Origin of the sequence: Nocardia implantans, assembly GCF_035544775.1 — a bacterium.
Lineage (GTDB): Bacteria > Actinomycetota > Actinomycetes > Mycobacteriales > Mycobacteriaceae > Nocardia > Nocardia implantans.
Genome location: NZ_JAYKYQ010000001.1, coordinates 189,798 through 212,258 on the forward strand (window position 1 = coordinate 189,798; position 22,461 = coordinate 212,258).

At 69.2% G+C, this 22,461-nt stretch carries 25 protein-coding genes; 8 read left to right on the forward strand and 17 right to left on the reverse strand.

Going from position 1 to position 22,461, the window contains the following annotated elements; translation table 11 throughout:
- Positions 1-43 precede the first annotated feature (43 nt).
- Positions 44-928: an RNA polymerase sigma-70 factor gene (locus U3653_RS00880; RefSeq protein WP_195080883.1), complete on the forward strand. Its 885-nt coding sequence runs from the start codon at positions 44-46 to the stop codon at positions 926-928.
- Between the two features lie 259 nt (positions 929-1,187).
- Here the strand turns inward: U3653_RS00880 and U3653_RS00885 are convergent, their stop codons facing one another.
- From U3653_RS00885 to U3653_RS00915, 7 genes are all read right to left on the reverse strand, one after another.
- Positions 1,188-2,297 carry a methyltransferase gene (locus U3653_RS00885; protein WP_195080884.1) on the reverse strand — a complete coding sequence of 370 codons (1,110 nt, stop codon included), beginning with the start codon at positions 2,295-2,297 and terminating at the stop codon, positions 1,188-1,190.
- 227 nt (positions 2,298-2,524) lie between these two features.
- The gene (locus U3653_RS00890) at positions 2,525-3,136 is read right to left on the reverse strand and encodes a uracil-DNA glycosylase family protein (RefSeq protein ID WP_195080885.1); all 612 of its coding nucleotides are present in this window, start codon (positions 3,134-3,136) and stop codon (positions 2,525-2,527) included.
- 86 nt (positions 3,137-3,222) lie between these two features.
- Positions 3,223-3,738, reverse strand: coding sequence for a flavin reductase family protein (locus tag U3653_RS00895; RefSeq protein ID WP_195080886.1), 516 nt, complete (start codon positions 3,736-3,738; stop codon positions 3,223-3,225).
- Positions 3,731-4,246, reverse strand: a complete 516-nt coding sequence (locus tag U3653_RS00900; RefSeq protein WP_195080887.1) for an NADPH-dependent FMN reductase — start codon at positions 4,244-4,246, stop codon at positions 3,731-3,733. Before U3653_RS00900 ends, U3653_RS00895 begins: the two co-directional genes overlap by 8 nt.
- A gap of 11 nt (positions 4,247-4,257) precedes the next feature.
- Positions 4,258-5,475, reverse strand: a complete 1,218-nt coding sequence (locus U3653_RS00905; protein WP_195080888.1) for an SfnB family sulfur acquisition oxidoreductase — start codon at positions 5,473-5,475, stop codon at positions 4,258-4,260.
- Entirely contained in the window at positions 5,475-6,590 is a 1,116-nt protein-coding gene (gene sfnG, locus U3653_RS00910) for a dimethylsulfone monooxygenase SfnG (protein WP_195080889.1), read from the reverse strand. The genes U3653_RS00905 and sfnG overlap by 1 nt, the downstream gene beginning before the upstream one ends.
- A gap of 127 nt (positions 6,591-6,717) precedes the next feature.
- Positions 6,718-8,109: a styrene monooxygenase/indole monooxygenase family protein gene (locus U3653_RS00915; RefSeq protein WP_195080890.1), complete on the reverse strand. Its 1,392-nt coding sequence runs from the start codon at positions 8,107-8,109 to the stop codon at positions 6,718-6,720.
- A gap of 98 nt (positions 8,110-8,207) precedes the next feature.
- On the opposite strand from U3653_RS00915, the gene U3653_RS00920 reads away from it, so the two are divergent.
- A complete protein-coding gene (locus U3653_RS00920; RefSeq protein WP_195080891.1) occupies positions 8,208-8,690 on the forward strand; it encodes a GAF domain-containing protein in 483 nt (160 codons plus the stop codon).
- Positions 8,691-8,748: 58 nt separating this feature from the next.
- Here U3653_RS00920 and U3653_RS00925 read toward each other — a convergent pair whose 3' ends face one another.
- Both U3653_RS00925 and U3653_RS00930 read right to left on the reverse strand, forming a co-directional pair.
- Entirely contained in the window at positions 8,749-10,182 is a 1,434-nt protein-coding gene (locus tag U3653_RS00925) for an LLM class flavin-dependent oxidoreductase (RefSeq protein WP_195080892.1), read from the reverse strand.
- Positions 10,179-11,402 carry an acyl-CoA dehydrogenase family protein gene (locus U3653_RS00930; RefSeq protein WP_195080893.1) on the reverse strand — a complete coding sequence of 408 codons (1,224 nt, stop codon included), beginning with the start codon at positions 11,400-11,402 and terminating at the stop codon, positions 10,179-10,181. Before U3653_RS00930 ends, U3653_RS00925 begins: the two co-directional genes overlap by 4 nt.
- Positions 11,403-11,512: 110 nt before the next feature.
- Between U3653_RS00930 and U3653_RS00935 the strand changes: the two genes are divergently transcribed.
- Positions 11,513-11,761, forward strand: coding sequence for a DUF1905 domain-containing protein (locus U3653_RS00935; protein ID WP_195080894.1), 249 nt, complete (start codon positions 11,513-11,515; stop codon positions 11,759-11,761).
- A 30-nt stretch (positions 11,762-11,791) separates the two neighbouring features.
- Here U3653_RS00935 and U3653_RS00940 read toward each other — a convergent pair whose 3' ends face one another.
- The 4 genes from U3653_RS00940 to U3653_RS00955 all read right to left on the reverse strand — a co-directional run bounded on the left by U3653_RS00940 (position 11,792) and on the right by U3653_RS00955 (position 13,471).
- Positions 11,792-12,421 (reverse strand): hypothetical protein, encoded by a 630-nt coding sequence (locus U3653_RS00940; protein WP_195080895.1) that lies wholly within the window; start codon positions 12,419-12,421, stop codon positions 11,792-11,794.
- Positions 12,422-12,531: 110 nt separating this feature from the next.
- The gene (locus U3653_RS00945; RefSeq protein ID WP_245562771.1) at positions 12,532-12,861 is read right to left on the reverse strand and encodes a hypothetical protein; all 330 of its coding nucleotides are present in this window, start codon (positions 12,859-12,861) and stop codon (positions 12,532-12,534) included.
- A gap of 102 nt (positions 12,862-12,963) precedes the next feature.
- Entirely contained in the window at positions 12,964-13,260 is a 297-nt protein-coding gene (locus U3653_RS00950; RefSeq protein WP_195080896.1) for a hypothetical protein, read from the reverse strand.
- Positions 13,247-13,471 (reverse strand): hypothetical protein, encoded by a 225-nt coding sequence (locus U3653_RS00955; protein WP_039802891.1) that lies wholly within the window; start codon positions 13,469-13,471, stop codon positions 13,247-13,249. The genes U3653_RS00950 and U3653_RS00955 overlap by 14 nt, the downstream gene beginning before the upstream one ends.
- Positions 13,472-13,581: 110 nt before the next feature.
- Between U3653_RS00955 and U3653_RS00960 the strand changes: the two genes are divergently transcribed.
- Positions 13,582-14,373, forward strand: a complete 792-nt coding sequence (locus tag U3653_RS00960) for an alpha/beta fold hydrolase (RefSeq protein WP_195080897.1) — start codon at positions 13,582-13,584, stop codon at positions 14,371-14,373.
- A gap of 8 nt (positions 14,374-14,381) precedes the next feature.
- On the opposite strand, the gene U3653_RS00965 is transcribed toward U3653_RS00960, so the two are convergent.
- Genes U3653_RS00965 through U3653_RS00975 form a run of 3 tightly spaced genes read right to left on the reverse strand, consistent with a single transcriptional unit; the run spans position 14,382 to position 17,313 of the window.
- Positions 14,382-14,978, reverse strand: coding sequence for a TetR/AcrR family transcriptional regulator (locus tag U3653_RS00965; protein ID WP_323124680.1), 597 nt, complete (start codon positions 14,976-14,978; stop codon positions 14,382-14,384).
- A gap of 44 nt (positions 14,979-15,022) precedes the next feature.
- The gene (locus tag U3653_RS00970; RefSeq protein WP_195080899.1) at positions 15,023-15,787 is read right to left on the reverse strand and encodes a crotonase/enoyl-CoA hydratase family protein; all 765 of its coding nucleotides are present in this window, start codon (positions 15,785-15,787) and stop codon (positions 15,023-15,025) included.
- Positions 15,784-17,313 carry an acetyl-CoA acetyltransferase gene (locus tag U3653_RS00975; protein WP_195080900.1) on the reverse strand — a complete coding sequence of 510 codons (1,530 nt, stop codon included), beginning with the start codon at positions 17,311-17,313 and terminating at the stop codon, positions 15,784-15,786. Before U3653_RS00975 ends, U3653_RS00970 begins: the two co-directional genes overlap by 4 nt.
- 117 nt (positions 17,314-17,430) lie before the next feature.
- On the opposite strand from U3653_RS00975, the gene U3653_RS00980 reads away from it, so the two are divergent.
- The 4 genes from U3653_RS00980 (at position 17,431) to U3653_RS00995 (ending at position 21,496) form a co-directional block, all read left to right on the forward strand.
- A complete protein-coding gene (locus U3653_RS00980) occupies positions 17,431-18,186 on the forward strand; it encodes a crotonase/enoyl-CoA hydratase family protein (RefSeq protein ID WP_195080901.1) in 756 nt (251 codons plus the stop codon).
- 176 nt (positions 18,187-18,362) lie between these two features.
- Entirely contained in the window at positions 18,363-19,469 is a 1,107-nt protein-coding gene (locus tag U3653_RS00985; protein WP_195080902.1) for a glycoside hydrolase family 183 protein, read from the forward strand.
- A 94-nt stretch (positions 19,470-19,563) separates the two neighbouring features.
- Positions 19,564-20,772 carry an erythromycin esterase family protein gene (locus tag U3653_RS00990; RefSeq protein WP_195080903.1) on the forward strand — a complete coding sequence of 403 codons (1,209 nt, stop codon included), beginning with the start codon at positions 19,564-19,566 and terminating at the stop codon, positions 20,770-20,772.
- A gap of 49 nt (positions 20,773-20,821) precedes the next feature.
- Positions 20,822-21,496, forward strand: a complete 675-nt coding sequence (locus U3653_RS00995) for a class I SAM-dependent methyltransferase (protein ID WP_195080904.1) — start codon at positions 20,822-20,824, stop codon at positions 21,494-21,496.
- A gap of 4 nt (positions 21,497-21,500) precedes the next feature.
- On the opposite strand, the gene U3653_RS01000 is transcribed toward U3653_RS00995, so the two are convergent.
- Positions 21,501-22,091: an alpha/beta hydrolase family protein gene (locus tag U3653_RS01000; RefSeq protein WP_195080905.1), complete on the reverse strand. Its 591-nt coding sequence runs from the start codon at positions 22,089-22,091 to the stop codon at positions 21,501-21,503.
- Between the last annotated feature and the right edge of the window lie 370 nt (positions 22,092-22,461).

The window sequence follows — 22,461 nt, forward strand, 5'->3', positions numbered from 1 at the left end:
GCCCGGATCCAACGCAGCCAACTCCCAGGGAAGGGTCGAGAAGATGAGCGATCATGCGACCGAGATTTTCGTCGCTCACCGCGACCTGCTGTTCACCGTCGCCTACGAGATGCTCGGTTCGGCCGCCGACGCCGAGGACGTTTTGCAAGAGGCCTGGCTGCGATGGGTGAAGGCCGATCTAGAGCAGGTGAGCGACGAACGCGCCTATCTGGTCCGGATAGTCACCCGCCAGTCGCTCAACAGGCTTCGCACGATGAAGCGCCGCCGGGAGTCGTATGTCGGCCCCTGGCTGCCCGAGCCGATCCTCACCACACCCGACGTGGCCGAGCACGTCGAGCTCGCCGAGAACATGTCGATGGCGATGATGCTCGTCCTCGAGACGCTTTCGCCCACCGAACGCGCTGTTTTCGTGTTGCGCGAGGTCTTCGACCTCACCTACGACGAGATCGCGGCCGCGGTCGGCAAGACCCCGCCGACCGCGCGCCAGATCGCGCACCGCGCCCGCCGCCATGTCGAGGCCCGCCGCCCGCGTTCGGTGGTATCGCCCAGCCAGGCCCGCGCATCGGTGGAAGCGTTCCAGCGCGCGCTCGAATCCGGAGATCCACAAGGCCTGCTCGACGTGCTCGCCCCGCACGTGGTCCTCATGAGCGACGGCGGCGGCATCAAGCGCGCCGCACTACAGCCCGTCATCGGCGCCGAGAAGGTCGTCCGCTACATCACCGGCGGCACCGGCAAGGTCCGAGCCGAACTCAGTTGCGAAACCATCCTGATCAACGGACACCCCGCACTGGCACTGAGCCTCGACGGCGTACTCGACGGCATCATGGCCTTCCACATCGAAGAGGACCACATCACCGGCCTCTACTTCGTCCGCAACCCGGAAAAACTGACCCGCGTCGCCTCCGAGACCCCTTTCACCTTGCGCTGAACACCGGTCGGCGACCGAAACCCTCGGTGGCTCTCGGCGACATCGATCCGTCGACCGGCCGGCGCGGCGCGCGGCCGCGCTGCTCGAGCATCACAGCGTGGGAACGCAGCGCGGCCGTTCACGCTGCACCAACTCCGGCACAGGCTCACCAACGCCACCGAGGATGGCGCGTCCACGCCGATGCTCATAGCGCGGCGCGGGCGCACATCGCCGCGACGCTTGGTCGGGGCATCGCGAGTGCCCTCTCCGTCTGTGCCTCTCAACTAGGGGTCAGGCGGTACAGGGAGGTGGTCTCGCGGGTGCGGGCGCTGTGGAGGGGGGAGCTGGGGTTACGGGCTCGGTGGTGGGTGGGATGGGTGGTCAGTTGGGCGGTGATGCGGAGGCCGGCGGCGGAGATGCGGTCGCGGAGAGCGCCCACGGGACGTAAGCCGAGATGTTCGGGAAGGTCGGACAGGATCAGCCAGCCTTCGCCGCCGGGGCGCAAGTGGGCGCGGAGGCCGGAGAGGAAGGCGTGCAGCATGGACGAGTTCTCGTCGTAGACACCGCTTTCGAGGACTGAGGTAGGCGTGCCAGGGAGCCAAGGAGGGTTGCACACCACGAGGTCGGCCTTGCCATCCGGGAAGAGAGCCGGGCCATGCACGGCGACGGATGACAGGCCCAGCCGATCGAGGTTGGCGCGGGCACAGCTCAGCGCGCGAGGATTGTTGTCCGTGGCGATGATTCGCCGGAATCCACGACGGCCCAGGATGGCCGCGAGCACGCCGGTGCCCGTACCGAGATCGAAGGCGCTGTCCACCCGCGCGGGTAGCGGCGCGGACGCGACCAGATCGACGTACTCGCCGCGGACCGGGGAGAACACGCCGTAGTGCGGATGAATCCGCTCCCTGAGGGCGGGCACGTACACGCCTTTCTCCCGCCATTGCGCCGCACCCAGCACGCCGAGCAACTCGGTGAGCGCGACCACCATGCGTCCGTGCGGCGCGCCGTATGCCTCGGTGCACGCGCGCCGCACGTCGGGAGCGCGCCGCAACGCCAGCGAATAATCGTCTTCCAGAACCACGAGCAACTTGCCGAGCACGTGCGCGCGCCTGCGACGCGACGCGCGATACCGCCGGAACGCCTCGGCCGGATCACCACCCGGCGCGACTTTCCGCTCGACCCGTCGCCCCATCGCCCGCAGCAGTTGCCGAGCGTTGTGGAAATCGCCACGCCACAGCAAGCCGGTTCCCGCTCGCGCCGATCGGCAAGCCGCGTCAGCGGTCGTCGAGTCGTCCACCACCACGATAAAACGGGGTGGCAGCGCGCCATTTTCGGAATGCCAGCGGGCGGTCGGGCAGGTGTTGTCCTCGGTCCAGGAAACGGTGGACACCGCGTACTCCTCGTGATCGAACGTGCAAAGGGCACGAAGAGCACTTCGACGCGGAGTCGCGAAAGACCTGTGCGGCTATCGCACAGGAGTCAGTAGGTCGCCTGTCTACGCCCGCGCCGAAGTGCGCGGGGAATCACCGAGAACCATCCCGAGCGTCATGGCGGACCTTTCCGTGGAAGACGCATGATCCTCGCACAGCGGCGACCGCCGGAGCAACGTCCGCGCCATCAGTCGAGCAACCGGACGGCCGTGTGGATCGCCGCTTCGAATCTGCTGCGATTGTCTGGATCGTTGATGCCAGGCGGAGATGGCGAGGCTCCGCACACCAGATGGATGTCCGGTTTGGTCAGAGACATTCGCTTCCAGGCATGCTGTGCCGGACGGCCGAGTAGTACGACGACTCGCAGCTGTGGAAGGAGCCCGAGCATTCGACGTGTGTACGGCTCGGCCCTACCGAGTTCGAAACGTGAGGGAGACTTACCCTCGATCGGAAACGGGCAGGCGTTCCAGGCGGTGCAGCGCCGACGGTCGAGACCGTATTCGTCGCAGGTGCGGAAGAAATTCTCCGCACCGGCATCGTCGTTGTCCCAGCTCAGAAACCGTTTGCCGGTGATATCGGGACTCGCGTCACCCTCCGGCGCTTTGAGCACGAACAATAACTCGGCCGCGACGCCACCGAACAGCGGATCTATGTAGGGCAGATTTCCGAACCCGGTATCCGCTCCGATGCGATCGATCAACTGATTGAGCTCGCGAACGTGCGGCGCTCCGAGTGCGGCGGCACGTTCTCTCCGAATTCGCTCCTGTTTCAGAGCTCTCGGATGATCGGGGACGTCCATGGGCCACCTCAAGGACCGACGACAGCAGTGTGAGGGTCAACCCTACGCGCTGTCGATCCGGTCATCGGGCGGATTGCACCCGCGATTCAGGCCGCCCCGTTCGCCGGTTCGGCGTGCAGCCGGCGGAACTTGCTGCCGTGGAAGACGAGTGGGTCCACGTCGGTGCGGGTGGCGATGCGGTGGATGCGGAGGATGACGACGGCGTGGTCGCCTGCCGGGACGTGGGCCTCCTGGACGCCCTCGATCCAGGCGGACGCACCGTCGATGAACACGGCGTCGCCGGAGCCGCGGTGCAGTTGGATGTCGCGGAAGCGGTCGCCGTCGCGGGTGCCCAGCGAGCGGGCGGCGGCCTGCTGGTCGGTGCCGAGCAGGCTGAGGCCGAGGTGGCTGGCGGCGGCGAGTTTGGGCCAGGTGGCCGAGGAGTTCTGCACGCAGAACGAGACCAGCGGCGGATCGAGGGAGACGGGGACGAACGTGCTCACCGCGAGACCGTGCGGGGTTCCGTCGATTTCGGCGCACACGGCGACGACGCCGCTGGGGAAGTTGGCGAACGCGCGACGCAGACCGGCTCCGTCGGCGGGAAATTCGAACAGGTCATGCATGATTCGCAGCCTTCGAGCTGTGGGCCAGTGCCTGGGCGACCGAACGCCACCGACCACTGTACCGGTCGATGACGCCGTCCTCGGCGAACGTGCGGTCGGACAGGTAGAGCCCGGGCAACGCGGCGGTGGCGCCGATTTCGACGAGCACGGGCTTCAACAACAGATCCGGCGCGAGGGCGTGGGCCGGTCCCGCGCCGAGCATCACCGGGACCGCGAGCACGCCTTCCAGACCCGTCCCGCCCTCGAACTGTTCGAGGAACAGCTTCAGCAACCCGGTGTAGGTGGCCTTGAAGGTGGGGCTGGCGAAAACGACGAGTTCCGATCCGGCCACAGTGCGCACCGCGTCGGCCACACCGGGGTCACCCCAGCTGAGCAGCGCGGGACCGAACTCGACCAGGTCGATCACGGTGGGCTCCACCTCAGGCCGCAATCCCCGCGCGACCAGAGTGGCCGCGGTGAGCGTGCGTGAGGCGGGTTTCGGATTTCCGACGACGACAGTGACTGTCATTTCGTCTCCTTTCAGATCACGCCGTGAAGCGGGGGCGCGGCGTCGTGCAGCAAGGCCCGGCCGATGTGCTGGTATTTCCAGCGCACCGGATCGTGCAAGGTATGCGTGCGCGCGTTGCGCCAGAAGTGGTGCAGATTGAGATCGGCCGCCGCGCTGCGCGTTCCCGCGACCTCGAACAGCGCGGCGGACACGTCGTTGGCGGCGCGGTCGGCGAGCACTTTGGCGGTCGCGACGGCCAGCGACGCCTGGGCGACGTTCGCGGCGCTCTGGTCGATCCGGATGGCCGCGTCCAACGTCCATCCGGCCGAGGAGAGGGTCGCCTCCGCGGCGGTCACCGCGACGGACAATTCACCGAAGCGCTGGATCAACAGCGGGTCGTCCACCGCGTTCGCGACTCCGGCCTCGAACCACGGACGACTCTTCGTGCGCACGAATTCCGTCGCGGCGGTGAGGGCGCCCCGGGCGATGCCCGTGTCGATCGCGGCGTGCAGCAACTGCGCGAACGCGCCGTAGCCGGTGGGCGCTCGCACCGCGCCGGAGCGGGGAATCACCTGGTCACGGTCGACGAGCACCCCGTCGAAGGACACCGTTCCGCTGCCGGTGGTGCGCTGCCCGATCCCGTTCCAGTCGTCCACGACGCGCACGCCGGGAGTGTCGGCGGGCAGGTAGACGATGTACTCGCCAGGCTCGAGCCCGCCGCGCCCTTCCGGATCGTCCAGCCGGGTCAGCACCGCGAACAGGTCGGCGAACAGCGACCCGGTGCAGTAGTACTTCACGCCGTCCACCCGGAACCGGTCGCCGACCGGCCGCAAGGTGGTGGCGATGTCGGCGACGGTCGCGCCGCCGCGCTCGGACTGCGCGTTGGCGATGCGCCCGCCGTCGAGCACCCGCCCGAAGTACCGCTCTTGCTGCTGCGCCGTACCCGCGAGCCGCAGCAGGTTCACATACACGAAGTGGCTGTGCGGGATCTGCGCGATATTGGGGTCGGCGGTGGCGAGAATTCGCGTCACTTCCGCCACCGCGCTCGGCGGCAGATCCGCGCCGCCGTGCGCGGCGGGCACGGTGATCGCGAGCAGACCGCTGGCCGCCAACCGATCGACCTCCGCGTACGGCAGCGCACGCTCCCGGTCGCGGTCGGCGGCGCCCGGCGCGAAGCCGGCCGCAAGCCGCTGGGCGACCGCGAACGCCTGGGCCGCCGACAGGATGCGATCGGCGGCGACCGCGGTCATCAGTTCACCGCCGCGACGGGCCGCTGCGCGGCTTCCAGTTCGCGCACCAGCGGGAGCACCTTCGCGCCGAAGTACTCGATCTCCTCCTGGAAGTGCAGGAAGCCGCCGAGGATCAGGTCGACGCCGAGCTGCTTGTAGGCGACGATCCGCTCGGCCACCTGCTCCGGCGTGCCGATCAGCTGGGTGCGGAAACCGTCGTTGTACTGCACCAGGTCCTCGAAGGTGGAGTCGGCCCACATGCCCTTGCGGTCCTGGGTGGACGCGCCCGCCTGCTGCACCGCGTCGCGGAAACCCTCCACGGCGGGCTTGTTCGCCTTCTCGATGATCTCGCGCAGGGTGTCGCGGGCTTCCTTCTCGGTGTCGCGGGCGATGATGAAGCCGTTGAGCCCGAATTTCACCTCGCGGTCGTTGGCGCGGGCGACGGCGCGCAGGTCGTCGAGCTGTTCGGTGACGCCGTCGAAGTCCTTGCCGTTGGAGAAGTACCAGTCGGCGTAGCGGCCGCCGTTGCGCCGGGCGGCGGTCGAGTTGCCGCCCTGGAAGAGTTCGGGATTCGGCCGCTCGGGAGTGTTCAGCGGCTTCGGCTTCAGGGTGAAGTCACGGATGCGGTAGAAGTCGCCGCCGTAGTTCACGTTGTCCTCGGTCCAGATCTTGCGGATCACCTCGAGGAATTCGGCGCTGCGCCGGTAGCGCTCGTCGTGCTCGAGCCACGGCTCGCCGAGCGCGGTGAACTCGCCCGCGAACCAGCCGGACACGACGTTGATGGCGAACCGGCCGTTGGACAGATGGTCGGCGGTGGCGCCGAACTTGGCCAGCACCGCCGGATGCCACAGCCCTGGATGCACCGCCGCGATCACCTTCAGCCGTTCGGTCGCGCCGAGCAGCGCCAGGCTGAACGAGGTGGATTCGTGCTGGTATTCCGCGCCGTAGGAGGCGGTGTAGCGCACCTGGGACAGCGCGTAGTCGAAGCCGTTCTTCTCCGCGGTCCGCGCCAGCTTCTTGTTGTATTCGAAATCCCAGCTGGTGCGCTGTTCGATATCGCTGGTGACCAGTCCCCCGCTGACGTTGGGCACCCAGTAGGCGAACCGGATCTGCTCGGCGATCTGCTCCGTGGTCATAGCTGCTCCATGGTTATCGGGGGTAGCCGTCGGATCGGAGGCCGGACGCCACGCATGCGTCCGGCGCTCCTTCCACTCCAGCACCGGCCCCCGGACGGGACGAGGTTTTGAATCTGTGCGATTCAGATCAGGCGTCGGCCAGCGCGGGCGAGTAGCCCGACCTGGCGAACTTGCCCGCGGGCGCGAAGCGGCCCAGCAGCGCGGCGGCGTCCTCGCCGGTGACCCGCGTGATGAACTCGTTGACCGCTTCCGGCGAGTCGACCGGCAGGAACGGCTGCGGCCGGTGCAGCAGGCCGACCAGCGCCGAAGCGAACGCCGGATCGACGGCCGCCGCGGCGAAGAACGCGTTGCCGACCTCGGCCAGCTCGGGATCGCTGAGGAACAACCTGGTCACCTTGTTCGCCGCGTCGGCGCGCGCGGCCAGGAACGCGGCGTATTGCTTCTCGATCCACGCCTCGTCGAACGGTCCTTCGTGCACGGCCGCCGCCGCGACCAGCCGCTGCGCCTGGATCAGGCCGCTCTGCGCGCCCTGTCCGGCGATCGGGTCGTAGGCGATGGCGGTGTCGCCCAGCGCGGCGACCACGTGCCCGCCCGCGGTGCGCCCGACACCCGACCGCACGACCGGGCGCACCGCGCCCTTCAGCCAGGAGTGCGGGTCCTCGGGGATGGTTTTGGTGGCCAGCACCTCCGGCAGGTCCCACTCGATGTAGTCGCGGTAGAGGTCCTGCACGATCCGGTGCGCCGATTCGGCGGAATCGGCCGCGGCGAAACGCTTCTCCCAGTCGCTGCCCGGGCGCGCCCAGCCGAGGAAGGCCCAGCTCGGCCCGGCGTCCTTGTGCAGGTACGGGCCCCACCAGCCCTCGCCCTGATCGGCGAGGATGGAGAAGCCGCTGTGCGCGCCGCCGGCCACGCTGCGATGAGCGAAGACGTTCTGGTCGTGGCCGAGTCCGGTGACGACGACGGTGAGCAGCTTGCGCTGCGGCGCGTCGTAGGGCGTGCGCTGCGCGTCGACGGGGAACAGGTCCGACAGGCCGCCGCGACCGGTCGCGACCAGGGTGAGGTCGTTGGCGGCGGCGATGCCGTCGAGCGTCTCCGGCGTCACCTGATCGACCACGAACCGGCCGCCGCGCTCCAGGAACGCGGTGAGCCGTTCGTCGGCCTTGAGCCGCGTGTCCACCGCGACGCCGACGTATCCGTCGAAATGCCCGTCGAATTGGATCAATTCGGGGCGCTCGGGGCCGGGTCCCGCGATGCGCACGCTCAAGCCGGTGTGCCTCGGCGCGCGCGAGGTGTAGCTGTCCAATCCGAGCGCGGCCTCGGCCTGCTGGGTCTCACCGAATTCGAGCGCGGTGCCGGTGGCGGGCACGTCGTCGCGCAAAGCGCGCTGATCGCGCTCGCTGTAGAGGGTGACGTCGAAACCGGCGTCGAGAAGTCCCAGCGCCGCAGTGACGCCGGTCTGTCCGGCGCCGATAACCGCGGCCGAACGAGTGGAACGGGATACGGATTGCTGCGAAGTCATGCAGGGATGATGCGATGGCCGCACCGCGCCCGCCGAGTGTTGCGATCACCGAGAATCAATGGGCAGACAGCGAATTCCCAGCGCGTACCATTCGGCCCATGTCGTTCGTCGTCGCCGAACTCACCGGAGACCGCACCGAGCAGTACCGCCAGCTGGCCGCCCAGGCCGAAGCGCTGGTCGCGGGCGAAACCGACCGCATCGCCAACGCCGCCAATCTCGCCGCGCTGGTATTCCACGCGCTACCGGATGTGAATTGGGTGGGTTTCTATTTCTACGACGGCCGGGAACTGGTCGTCGGTCCATTTCAAGGCAAACCCGCGTGCGTGCGCATCGCGTTGGGGAAAGGTGTATGCGGCACCGCGGCGCAGGCCAGGGCAACCCAACTCGTGCCCGACGTACACGCATTCGAAGGACACATCGCGTGCGACGGCGACACACGTTCGGAAATAGTCGTCCCGCTGGTCCGGAACGATGCGTTGATCGGAGTATTCGACCTCGATAGTCCGCTGCCCGAGCGCTTCGACGAAATCGATCGGGCGGGGCTGGAAGCGGTGGCCGAGATATTCCTCGCCGCGATCTGATTCGGCCGGAACGCGCGAAGGCGCCGGGCCACCAGGGCTCCGGCGCCGTCCGAGCACGTCAGGAGTTCGCCTCGACCGTCGCTCCCGGCCGCGAGACGGCGTCCGGCACAGCCGTCGATCCCGTACCGCCCAGCCGGTAGCTCGCGCCACGGTGGTCGGCGGGCAATCGATCCCCCGCGCCGAACAGGGCGTTGCGCAGTGTGCCCGGCGTGTACTCCGGGGCGTACGCGCCTCGGGCGGTCAGCACCGGCACCACGTGCCGGACGATGTCCTCGAACGTTCCCGGTGTGATCGCGTAAGCCAGATTGAAGCCGTCCAAGTCGGTTTCGGCGGCCCACTCCTGGAGCAGGTCGGCGACCGTCTCCCCGGAACCGACGAACACCGGTCCCATACCGCCGATACCGGCCCACTTGCCGATGTCGCGGACGGTCCATTCCCGCCCGTCGTCATCGAATTCCTGGAACGCCGCGACTGCCGACCGGATCGCGTTGCTCTCGACTTGGCCGATCGGGTCGTCGAGGTCGTAGCGGGACAGATCGATGCCCATCCAGCCGGACATGAACACCAGCCCGCCTTCGACGCTCGCGTAGGACAGATACTCCTCGTGCTTGCGCCGCGCCGCCTCGTCGGTTGCGTCGGTGACGATCGTCGCGAGCGCGTAGACGCGCGCCGCGTCCCGGGAACGGCCCGCCGCCTCCAGCGCGTCCCTGATCCGGGAAACCGTCTGCGCGAGGACCCGTTTGGACGGACCGGCGATGAAGATCGCCTCGGCGTTCTCGGCCGCGAACCGCACCCCGCGCGGCGACGCTCCCGCCTGGTAGATCACCGGCGTGCGTTGCGGCGACGGCTCCGAGAGGTGGATGCCGGGCACCGTGTAGTGCGTGCCGCGATGGCCGATGTGGTGCACCTTGGCCGGGTCCACGTAGACGCCCGCGGCCGCGTCGCGGACCACCGCGTCGTCCTCCCACGACCCTTCCCACAGCTTGTAGAGCACCTCGAGGTACTCGTCGGCCTGGTTGTAGCGTTCGTCGTGGTCGAGCTGGTCCGCGGCGCCGAAATTGCGCGCGGCCGACGGCAGATAGCCGGTCACCACATTCCAGCCGAGCCTGCCTTTGGTCAGATGGTCCAGCGTGGACAGCCGCCGCGCGAACGGGTATGGGTGCTCGAATCCGGTGCCGGTGGTGATGCCGAACCCGAGATGCTCCGTCACCGCCGCCATGGCCGAGACCAGCAGCAGCGGGTCGGCCACCGGGATCTGCGCCCCCTGGCGCAGCGCGGCGATGTCGTTGCCGCCGTAGACGTCGTAGGTGCCCAGGACGTCGGCGATGAAGATGCCGTCGAAGCGGCCGCGTTCCAGCAGCTGCGCCAGCTCGGTCCAGTAGCCCAGTTCCTTGTAGCGGTGCGACTGGTCGTCGGGATGCCGCCACAGTCCGGGGGACTGGTGGGCGACGCAGTTCATGTCGAAGGCGTTGAACCGGATCCGGCGGGTCACCGCGCATCTCCCGCGCCCGGGGTGCGTTCGCCCGCGCTCCACGCGAACGGCAGATCGGCGCCGTTGAGCAGGTGGTCGCCGATCGCCCGCGCCTTCTGGATCGCAGGGTTGTGCACCGAGATGGTGCGGGCGTTGCGCCAGTGCCGGTCCAACCGCAGCTTTTCGGAAACGACCGAAGCGCCACCCACTTCGAACAGCAGCGAGGTGGCGGGCAGCACCAGCTCGATGACTGCCAGCTGCGCCCGAGCCGCCGCGAGTTCGGCCGCCACCACCGCGCTCTCGTCCTTCGCGCCGCCCGCGAGCACCGCGTCGAGCACATCGGCGACGGCGAGCACGCTGGCTTCGGCGGCGAACGCGGCGGCCGACAGCCGCCCGATCACCTGTTGCACCAGCGGATCGTGCCGCGGCAGGTCGGCGGCGGAGTGCGTGTAGCCGCGGGTGCGCGCCGCGACCCACTCCCGGACGTCGCGTTCGGCGCGCTTGGCGATACCCGCCAGCACCGCGAGCTGGACCAGTTGCAGGTAGGAGGTCGCGTAGGTCGGGCCGGGCGCGCCGTAGCCCGGGCCGAGAATGCGGTCCTCGGTCACCGCCACATCCGTGAATTCCGTTGTCCCGCTGGCCGTCAGCCGCTGGCCGAAGCCGTCCCAGTCGTCGTGCTGGCGCACTCCCTCGGCGTTCGCGTCCACCAGCACCCCGACGCGCTCGCCCTCGCGGTCGGCGGCGGCCAGAATGTAGTCGGCGTACAGCGAACCCGTGCTGTAGTACTTCACACCGTTGAGCAGCCAACGCTCGCCGTCGCGGGTCAGCGTGGTGCGGTAGCGGTCAACCGCGCCCGCACCGGGTTCGGTGATCGCGTTGCCCACCAGCGTGCCCTCGGCCACCGCGCGCAGCCAGCGCTCCCGCTCGGGCCCCTCCTCCGCCAGCAGTTGGTCCTCGACGAACGAGAAGTGCACCCGCAGCGCCTGCGGCAGATTCGATTCCGCGGCGGCGAGTTCGATGAGCAACCGGAACAGCTGCCGAACCGTGACGCCGTAGCCGCCGAACTCGACCGGAACGCGCAGCGCGCCGAATTTCGCCGCGCGCAGCAGTCCGACCTCGTCGTAGGGCAGCGTGCGGTCGATTTCTCGGGTCACGGCTCCCTGGGCGATCCGGTCGAAGATCGGGCCGAAGATCGCATCCAGTTCGGCATCGGTGGTGGATTTCGCCTCGGTGGTCGTCATCAGCCCACCATCGCGCACCGCGGCCGGTCGCTCACGGGTTGCGCGCAGCGCGATCGAAATAGTCGCCGACGCGCGGAGATGCCGTCGCCGCGCGAGCCAAGTTCGTCGCCGTGCGGAAGCATTTCGTCTCGCTGCCCGAGGACGTGGCCGATGAGATCGAGGAGCGGTACGCGCATCGCTCCGGCGGATTCGGCGCGGTGCGGGTGCATGTGGTCGTCGGCGGTTCCCGGTGGTCCACTTCGCTGTTTCCGGACAAGTCGCGAGCGACCTATGTCCTGCCGATGAAGAAAGCGGTGCGGGTCGCGGAGGGGCTCGAGGCCGGATCGGCCGCGCGCATCGAACTCACCGTCGCGCTGTGATGCGCGCGGCCAGGGATGCGTCCGCGCCGTTCAGTATCCGACCGGCTGTCCCGGGAATCCCGCGCCTTCGCGCCTGTTCGCACTTCGCTTGACCGCCACCACCACGATCACCAGCACGCCGAGCACCACACCGCCGAAGCCCAGAGCGAGCGCGCCGAGCAGGGTGCCGACGAACGACGAGCCGAGCCCCTGGCCGATGGCGACCGTCACCTCGGAACTACCCGCTGTGGTCACGCGGTAGGCGCCCGGCTTCGCGGCATCGAACGAGAACCCGGCCCGTCCTTCGTGACTACCGAAGGAATACGTGACGGTCGCGTCGTACTTCCGCAACTCCGCATGCTTGCCCTCTGGATCGAGCACTCGCAGGTTGACCGTGCCGGAGGGTCCACGGGACGATGCCCCCGAGTACTCGAGGTACACGGTGTAGCCACCGGACTCCGCCAAGTTCACCACCCCGGAGCCGGGCACCTTGACCCGCTGGAAGTCGTCGATCCGGCCCGAGGTCTGCAGGAAGCCGAAAGCGCCGAGGATGATCCCGCCGATGATGCCGACGCCGATCAATACACCACCCAGCGCGAACCAGCGGCCGGACGGGGTGATCGGTTGCGTCGCAGGGGATCCCACCGGGCTCGGCGAGGTCGGAAAAGACGGCTGTGACACGGTCGGATCCTCGGCTTCTGGTCGACACCCGCGTCGACGTAGCGACAGCGTACGGTCTGCCGCACCGCCTCGCTACGCGAAAGGCCGACCGCGCCGCCGGGCCCAGGAGCTCAACGCGTCTGGGCCGCCGACATGCACTCGCTGGCGATGCGACCGCTGGCGGCGCGCGCCTTGTCCGCGTCCTCTTTGCTCATCCCCAGCGTTTCCTGGTTGGGCGACTTGGTGTCGTACTCGTCGCTGATCATGATCCGCAGTCCGGCCTGCGAGATGCCCTGGTCGACGAACACCTTCGCGGCGCATTCGGCCAGTTGCTTGTTCTTGAGGCCCTTGTCCTGCAGCGATTTGGCGAGATCGGCCTGCGTCACCGTGGGCGCCGCCGTGTCCTTGTCGCTGCCGCATGCCGCGAGCACCGGCAGCGCGATCAGCGCCGCGGCGATCATGCAGATCCGCACCTGACTCCTCTTCCTCGACTGACCACTGTCGGTGGCGTGGTCACCATAATGCCGTCCGGCGTTCGGCGGTAGCCACGGGCGGCAAGTTCGCTACAGGTCCATCGCCGCGCGCAACGCGGTGTCGAGCCGTTCCAGCGTCTCGGTGTCCACCACGTCCACCCGTTCGGCCAGCCAACCGCGGAAGATGCGCCCGATGTTGCCCGCGTGCACCCAGCCGTGTTCCTGCACCGGAACCGCGAGGATGTCGCGCGGATCGTCCTCGATCACCTCGGCCGCGATGAGCCAGGGGCGTGGCGATTCATTGATGCCGTCACTGCTGATGAGCACGACCGTGCGGCGACGCGGCGAACCATGCGGGTTGTAGATCCACAGTTCACCCCGACGCACGCATCGCCTCCTCGGCGGCCGCCAGCTCGGCCGCGTCCGCGGCGGCCTCGGCGGTCACATCCGGCACCGGACCCACCCCCGTGCGCACGGCCTCCCGTCGCGCGGCCTTCGAGATCCAAGCCGACGGCGACATTCCCGCTCGAGCGGCCGCCTGTTCGGCATACGACCAAGCGGCTTCGTCCAGCGAAAGGGTGACCTTACGCGTTGCCATACCAATTATCGTACCGACGCCGCGGACCCCGGCGCCAGCCCTCGGCGGCGACCGGCCGAACGACCCCGCGATCCCAACTGATGACAGGTGACTGCTGTTAGGGTTGCCGCATGACGACGTTGCACCATCACCGCGTCGGCGCGGGTGACCCGCTCGTGCTGGTACACGGGGTCGGAAGCCGGTGGCAGGTGTGGGAGCCGATCATCGACACACTGGCCACGTCGTACGAGGTGATCGCCGTCGACCTGCCCGGCTTCGGCGGTTCGACGCAGCCGCTCGCGCACAACACGGTGCCCAACCTCACCGACGCGCTCGCCGAATTCCTCGCCGCGCAAGGGATCGAACAGCCGCATCTCGCGGGCAACTCGATGGGCGGGCTGATCACGCTGGAGCTGGGCGCTCGCGGGCTGGCTCGCTCGGTGACCGCCTACTCCCCGATCGGGTTCTGGGACACGGCGGGACGCGTGTGGTGCCAGCAGTCGCTGGGCAAGTCGCGGGCGCTGGCGCGCAAGCTGCGGCCCGCGCTGCCGTCCGTCCTCGGCACCGCCGCGGGCCGGACCCTCTTCCTCTCGCTGGTCTTCGGCAAGCCGTGGGCGCTGGATGCGAAGGTGGCGCTGGAGACCGCTCTCGGCGCGGCGGACGCCGCGGGCTTCGATGAGGCCATCGCCTCGTTCACCGACGTCCGGCTACCGGAACTCGGCTCGCTGGCCGACATCCCGGTGACCATAGCCTGGGGCAGCCGCGACATCCTGCTCACCTACGCGACGCAGAGCCGCAAGGCGCGCAGCGTGCTGCCGGACGCCGAGCACGTCACGCTGCGCGGCAGCGGGCACACGCCGTTCTTCGACGACCCGGCCGGGTGCGCCCAAGTGCTGCTCGAGACGATCACCCGGGTGCGGTAGCGCCCGGTTCAGTCGGCGGGCGGGTCGAGCAACGTGTCCGCGCAGGCCGTGCCGAGCAGGACGCGCACAGCGTTGCCCCACCGATGCCGCAGCAGCCGGTTGCGGGACAAGTCGCCGGTGAGCAGCACGCGCAGGGCCAGGCCGGTCATGATCTCGATGGTGAACTCGGTGATCGTCGGCACCCGGGGATCGTCCGGGAATTCGCGCCGGAAACTGTCGCGAATGCTGGTGTGCATCAGCTCGAACAGGCGAACCTCCAGCGGCAGGAACGCCGCGCGCAGCTCCGGGTCGGTCCGCGCGCCGACCCACATCTCCAGCGCCGCCCAGAACGACGGGCCGCTGAGCATCCGCATGGTCAGTTCGACGGCCGTCTCCAGTCGGTCCGCGTCGTCGGGGATCGCCTCGAATTCGCTGGTCAGCTGGTCGAATCGACGACGCGCCACATGCTCGACGGCGCCGGCCAGCAGGTCGGCCCTGGTCGGGAAATAGTGCTGCAACGTTCCGCGCGGCACACCCGCCCGCTTCTGCACCTCGAGCGTGGTCGTGCCCGCGTAACCGACCTCGACCAGGCTCTCCACCGCGGCGTCCAGCAGCCGTGTGCGCATGCGCTCCCTGCGCTGCGCCTGCGGCTGCCGGACATGTCCCGCCGTCAGCGGCCCTGCCACTGGGGCTCGCGCTTCTGCGCGAACGCCAGAGCGCCTTCGGCGGCGTCCTTGGAGATCAGAGCGGGCAAGGCGATCTCGCCCTGCTTCGCGAACCCCTCCGCGACGGGCCAGTCCGGCGACTCGTCGATGATGCGCTTGCTCGCGGCCACCGCGAGCGGTGCGGCGGCGACGATCTCGGCGGCGAGTTCCAGCGCCACCGACAGCGCAGCGCCGGGATCGGTGACCCGGTTGACCAGACCGAGCTGGTAGAGCCGCTCGGCGCCGATCCGTCCTCCGGTGAGGGCGAGCTCGGCGGCGGTGCTGCGCGGCAACCGCTGGGTCAGGCGCAGCACGCCACCGCCCGCGGCCACCAGGCCGCGTTTGACCTCGGGAATGCCGAACTGCGCGTCGCGCGCGGCGACGATGAGGTCACCCGCGAGCGCCAGCTCGAAACCACCGGCCAGCGCAAAACCCTCGACCGCGGAGATCATCGGTTTCGCCGGTGGCTTCGCCGTGATGCCGAGCGGGCCCCTGCGCTGCGTCATCGGCATCTCGCCTTTCGACGCGGCGACGAGATCCATTCCGGCGCTGAAGGTTCCGCCCGCGCCGGTGAGTACCAGCACGCGCGCCGCCTGGTCGGCCTCGAACTCGTCGACGGCGGCCTCGATGGCCTGCGCGGTGGCGAGGTTGATCGCGTTGCGCGCCTCGGGACGGTTGACCGTCAGCACGGTGATGGCCTCGCGCCGCTCGATCAGGACCGAGTCGTTCATCGGGCGCTCCTCTCGGTGAACAGGGTGAACGTGTCCGCGGCGATCTCGGCGTCCGCGCCGAGCGGGTCGCCCGCGGTGAACGCCGCGAGGGTGCCGTCATCCGACGCCCGGACCAGTATGCGGGTCCCCTCGGGCGTCAGTGCGCTCACCACAACGGCTTCCGGCTCGTCGGCACGCTCCGGCGCGGAACCTTTGCGGTAGGCGACGGTGTACGCCTCGACCGTGGCGGGACCGGTGTATCCGGGCGCCGGTTCCCGCCGCGCCGCGGGCACCTGCGCCTCGATCGCACGGAACAGCCGCCGCGGCGGCTCGGTCGAATACACCCCGACGCCGTGCTTGGTGCTGTACCAGCCGAGCGCCGTCGCCAGGCCGTATGCGCCGGGGTCCGCGCGCAGAATGCCCGACAGCGTCGCGATCGAATGCGTCGTGTAGTTGTTGCCCGGCCCGCCCGCGAAGGTGAGACCGCCGGTGACCGACAGCGGCCGGGCCGGATCGTCGATGGGCAGGCCGAGTTCCTCGGCGGCGATCTGCACCGCCACGGGGAAGCAGGAGTACAGGTCGACGTGCGCGACATCGTCGATCGCGATCCCCGCCGCGCCCAGCGCCGCCGCGCCCGCCGCGGCGATCGCGGGCGAGCGGGACATGTCCGCTCGCTCGGAGACGAACCACTCGTCGGTGGCGGTGGCGCCCGCGTGCGGGAACACCCACCGCTCCCGCGGCACACCGGCGGCGTCGGCAGCCGCCGCGCTGCACAGGACGAGCCCGGCGCCCAAGTCCACGGTCAGGTTCGCGACCAGCAGCTTGGGATACGGCGTCGACACCATCCGGTTGGCCGGCGCGGGCGTCACGAGTTCGGCGGCGGATTGCGCGGCGGGCTGCCACGCGTACGGATTGCGCGCGGCGATCTCCGACAGCCGCGACCACAGTCCGCCGATCCGCTCCCGGTGCGCGGCTTCGCTCGACCCGAGCCTGCGGCGCAGGGCGGTCTCCATCAGCGCGTAGAAGTACACCGGGCCCCACAGGCCCGCGGCGGTCTCCATCTCGGAGTTCGGCCCGCGATCGGAGCCGATGATCTCGTCGGGAGCCGCGCCTTCCGGCTGCTCGGGCCAGTTCACCGCCGCGCCGGAGCGGGCGGCGGTGTTACCGGAGTACACCGCTTCGGCTCCGGTGAGCAGGGCGACCTCCGAGCGGCCGTCGGCGATGGCCTGCGCGACCACGTTGAGCAGCCGCTGCGGCGCGTCGCCGCCGAAACGCACCGACTGCACGGTCCTTTTCGGGCTGACGCCCAGTTCGGCCGCGACGAGCGCGCCAAGATCACCGTAGGGGCGGCTGACCGGGGCGACGGCGGCGATCAGATCGGCCGAGCGCAGCAATCGGTCTCCGACGCCGCTGTCGGCGCCCGCGCGGCGCAGGGATTCGGCAGCGAGTTCGACGGGGCCGGGCAAACCCGGCTCACCCGGTCGGTGTACGACCTGCCCCGCGCCGACGAGCACCGGCGTCCTCGGGTCCATTCCGGCTGGCAGCATGCGTCCTCCGCTCCATAACCGTCAGCATTGACGGTAACTCGGGTCCGATTAGAACAGAGGCCGGGGACGACGGCAACAGCGCGCGCCGCAGAACTGACTCGCGAGTAAGATTCGGCCATGGGCACCCACATCGCAGTGCGGTTCGACGACCACCGCGCGTACGTCACGCTGGACCGGCCGGACAAGCACAACGGCCTGACCATCGACATGCTCCACGACCTGGTTGCCAGCGCGAAGCTGGTGGCCCGTCGAAGCGAGGTGCGCGCGGTCATCTTGTCCGGCAACGGCCCCAGCTTCAGCAGCGGACTGGACATCGCCGCAGCGATGAGCAATCCACTGGCAATCGTGCGGAACTTCGTGCCGCTCCCCTGGCGCGGCACCAACGCCTTCCAAGAGGCGTGCTGGGCATGGCGCCGCCTGCCCGTGCCGGTGATCGCCGCGGTGCACGGGCGCTGCTACGGCGGCGGCCTGCAACTCGCGCTCGCCGCCGACGTCCGTTTCGCCACCCCCGACGCCGAGTTCTCCGTCATGGAGGCCAAGCACGGCCTGATTCCCGATATGACCGGCGCCGCAACGTTATCCAGACTGATCGGCATGGACAAAGCCCTCCTGCTCACCATGACCGCCGACCTCGTCGACGCAAACCACGCCGCGCGGATCGGCTTGGTCACCGACCTGACGCCGGACCCGGTCGCGGAGGCCGAGAAACTCGCCGACCGCCTCGCGACGCGGCCACCGCACGCGGTCGCCGCCGCCAAGCGACTCTTCGAGAAGTCCTGGGGAGCATCCACCCGGCGAACCCTCGCCATCGAACGCGCGACCCAACTTCCCCTGATTCTCCGCAAGGCGCGCAGCCGCCGCACCGAACAATAGCTACGAATTTGCTATTCTGCGCGAGAAGCCTCCGCGCGCCCGGTTCCGCTGCTACCATTTGCACGATTTGCCAGCCAGTCGACTAGTGGTGCGCGGCACACTGCGAAGGGTCTGTGTATCGCGGGACGTCCGTGTTTCGCACCGCTCTCGGGAAGAAACCGGAGGGCTCACAGACAGTGATCAAGACCGCATCCTTCCTGCTATCGGCGCTGGCGGGCGCCTCGGTTCTGCTCTTCACGGCCTCTACCCCCGCCATCGCGAACCCGAACGCCATCAATCCGATCCCGGTGCTCAACGGCACCACGGGTTTGCCCAATCTGCTCGGCCGCACCAAGGCGGTCTTCCAGGTGACCGGCATGGCCAGCCCGAACAACACCCAGTCCTACAACGTTCTCGGCACCGATCTCGGCATCATGTGGGACAACGGGCACGGCGAAATGCTCACCGCGTTCGGTGACACCGCCGGCGTCGGGTTCCCCAATCTGCTCGCGGGCAGCATGTGGGCGTGGCGCAGCAATATCCTGCTGCGCAGCCACACCACCGATCCGGCCGATGGCATCTTCTTCGACAGCGTGGTGCGCGACATGTTCGGTCAGGCCCGCGATCTGATCGCCAGCCCGAAGATTCCCTTCCTGGAGATCAGCCGGATCCCCACCGCGGGCATCGCCGTCGACGGTGTGCAATACATGAGCCTGATGTCGGTGAAGAGCTGGGACGACGTCGGTCAGTGGAGCACCAACTTCTCCGGCCTCGCCGTCTCCGGCGACAACGGCGAGACCTGGGCGGAGCTGCCGGAGACCCGCCGCACCAACGAGGGCGGGAACGCCAACTTCCAGATGAACGCCTTCCTCGCCGACGGCGGATACATCTACGAATACGGCACGCGGTCCGGACGCAATCACACCGCCCATGTCGCCCGCGTGCGCGCGCAGGACATCGGCAATCTCGCCGAATACGAATACTGGGACGGCGGCGCGTGGCGCAAGGGCAACGTGAATGCCGCGGCGCCCATCATGTTCGGCGTCGGCGAATTATCGGTGATGTACAACGCCTATCTGGGGCAATACATTTCGCTGACCACCGATCGGTTCAATTCCGTGGTGATGCGGCGCGCGTCCGCGCCCGCAGGACCGTGGAGTGAGCCCGAAGTGCTGATCGACACCCGCGAGTTGCCCACCGCCTACGCGCCTTCCATATTCCCGTACCAGACCGGGCGCGATCTGTACTTCCTCACCACCGTGCACAGCCAGTACAACGTTCTGCTGATGCGCACGACGCTGTGACGCGGAACCCGGCGATCCGACGCGGTGCTTGACCTCAACAATGGTTCATGTATGAGGCTGCATCGCGTTGGATCGTTCACTTCCGGGAGGCACCATGCTCAGCACCACCGTCGACGTCCGCGCCTGGTTGCGCGACAACGCCGTCGCGATCGACAGTTCCGATCCGGACGCGGCAGGCGCGGAACTGGAAGCCTTGCTCGCGCGGCTCGCCCCCGCGACTGTGGTCGGGCTCGGTGAGTCGACGCGGTTCTCCCGGCAGACCTTCGGCGTGCGCGAGCGACTGTTCCGCGCGCTGGTCGAACGGCACGGTTTCCGCGCGCTGGCCATCCAGGACAGCGCGCGTTCCGGCGAACGCTGGGACCGGTTCGTCACCGCGGGCGAGGGCGATCCCGAAACGGTGCTCGCCGGAGCCTGGCGCCCGTGGCGCACCGCGGAATCGGCAACCGCGCTGCGCTGGATGCGCGCCTACAACCTGGCGCATCCACAGGACCCGGTGCGCGTCTTCGGCGTCGAACCGCCTCGCGCCGAGCCGAGCGACTACGACGCGGTGCTCGGCTACGTGCGCCGCGCCGCTCCCGACCGGTTGGCCGCGATCGAGGCGCACCTCGCGCCGATCCGCACCGCCCACCAAGTCGACGAACATGTCCAACGTCATCAGGGCACCCACCCCGGCCGCCCGTTCGCCGAGCACGCCGAAGACGCCCTCGCGCTGCTCGCCGCGGTGCCGGACACCGGCGAGCGGGCCACGGCACTCGCCCACGCCCGCCTGATCCTCGACTTCCACCGCCGGAGCGTCGCGAGCCAAGGATTCGCCCGCGACGAGCGGCCCGCCGCCGAGACCGTGCTGCGATGGCACCGCTCGACCGGGGCCAAGATCGTCTACTGGGACGGCATCGCGCACACCACCAGCCTTCCGATCGTCTTCGGCGCGGCCGAGTTCCGCGGAGCCGGAAGCCATTTGCGCGCCGAGCTGGGCGACGGATACCGGTCCGTCGGCATCGGCTTCCATCACGGCGACCTCGGCGCGGCCGTGGCCCCTGATCCGCAACCCGACCTGGTCGATGCCGCGCTGGGCGAGGTCGAATTGCCCGCCTACTACGTGGATCTGCACGCCGCGGCGCCGCGACCGGTCCAGGATTGGCTGACCGGCCCGGCGAAGTTGCGCACTATCAGCGGCGTCTACGACCCGTCCGCCGACGCCACGGCCAACATCCGGCTCTCCTCGCTCATCGACGCGTTCGACGTGCTGATCCACGTGCGGGAGACCACGCCGGTGCACTGGCTCTCGCAGGTATCGGACTGACTCGCGCAACCCCACCGGGCGCGGGCCGCGCGATCAATAGACTCGAAATATGGATGCGGCCGACTGGGATGAGCGCTACGCGCAAACGGAATTGGTCTGGGGCGCACCGCCGAACAACACCGTGGTGGAGCATGTCTACGGGTTGGAACGCCGTGCGCCGCTGCAAGCCGCCACGCCCGAGGGCGATGCGCCGGAGTTCCCGCGCGCTCTGGACTTGGCGTGCGGCGAGGGTCGCAACACGTTGTGGCTCGCTACGCACGGCTGGCGGGTGCACGCCGTCGACTACTCCCAGGTCGGCATCGATAAGGGCCGCACCGTGGCCTCGCGGTTGTCCCGCTCGGTTCGCGGTCGCATCACCTGGCAGTGCGCGGACGTCACCGATCTGGCGGAGGCGGGTATCACCGGGCCGTTCGAGCTGGTGTTGATGGTCTTCCTGCATTTGCCCGCCGAGCAGCGCCGTGTGCTGGTCCGCGAGGCGGCCGGACTGCTGGCGCCGGAAGGCACCCTGCTCGTGCTCGGCCACGACACCACCAACATCACCGATGGCTGCGGCGGGCCGCAGGACCCGTCCATCCTGTTCACTCCCGACGACATCGTGGCCGACCTCGGCCCGCTCGCGGCGGCGAACGAGGTGCGGGTGCGCATCGCCGACCGCGTCTACCGGCCCACCGAGACGGGCGACGCCATCGACGCACTGGTCATCGCCACCCGCCCGGCCGAGTAGGAACTCAGGACCAGCGCTCCAGCCACGGGGTCACGGTCTCGGCGATCGAGTCGAAGCCGGCGCGGAACGCGTGCGGCTGGCCCGGGATGACCCGGACTTCGGCGGCGTCGGCCGGATCGGGAATGCCGAACGGATCGTTGGCCCCGTTGACGACGACCACCTCGATGTCTCCCGGAGCGAGCAGTTCGTCCCGCCGGGACTTCTCCGGCTTACCGGGCGGATGCAGGGGGAACGAGAGCGCGAGGACGCCACGAACCCGCGCCGCGACGGCCGTGCGGCAAGCCACCCGCGCCCCGTTGCTGCGCCCACCCTGGATCAGCGGAATGCGCTTGCGCCCGCGCAACCGCGCGACGACCTCCAGCCAAGCCTCGTCCTGCTTCACCGCCGACCCAGGCGCCCGCCGCCCGGCAACCCGATACGGCTGCACCACCCGCGCGACCCCACCCCCCAGCCGCAACGCCGCGTCACGCACCGCGAGCAGGTCCTTCGCCTCCACCCCACCCCCGGCGCCATGCGTGAGCACCAGCAGAAACGCGGGCTTGCGCGGCTGTTCGAGCTCGACCTCAGCCGGCCCGGCACTCGTCTCGATCAGCACTGTTCTATTTTCCAGCGCCTTCGGCGCTGGGTGTTCGCGGCCCCTTTGTGGCTCGCGTTTGCGCGACCGCCGCTTGCTCCTTCGTCGCGTACGCGGCGGCCACGCAAACGCGAGCCGGGCCGCGAACGCGGATGCTCGGTCTCGCTTCGCTCGAAAGACGTGGTGGCGGTGCGCTGGGCGCGTAAGCGTGCGAACTCTCGACTTCATGCGCGAGATCGGAGCTAGTGGCCGGTGAGACCGTGCGCGACGGTCCCCGCCAACTCGGGCAGTTGATCAGCGAACGACAGTGCGTGCCGAGATTCGACGACTCGAGTCCTCCTGGTTCGCTCGCCGAAACCGACGCGCCCCGCCCCGCGTCCGAGGGTCACCA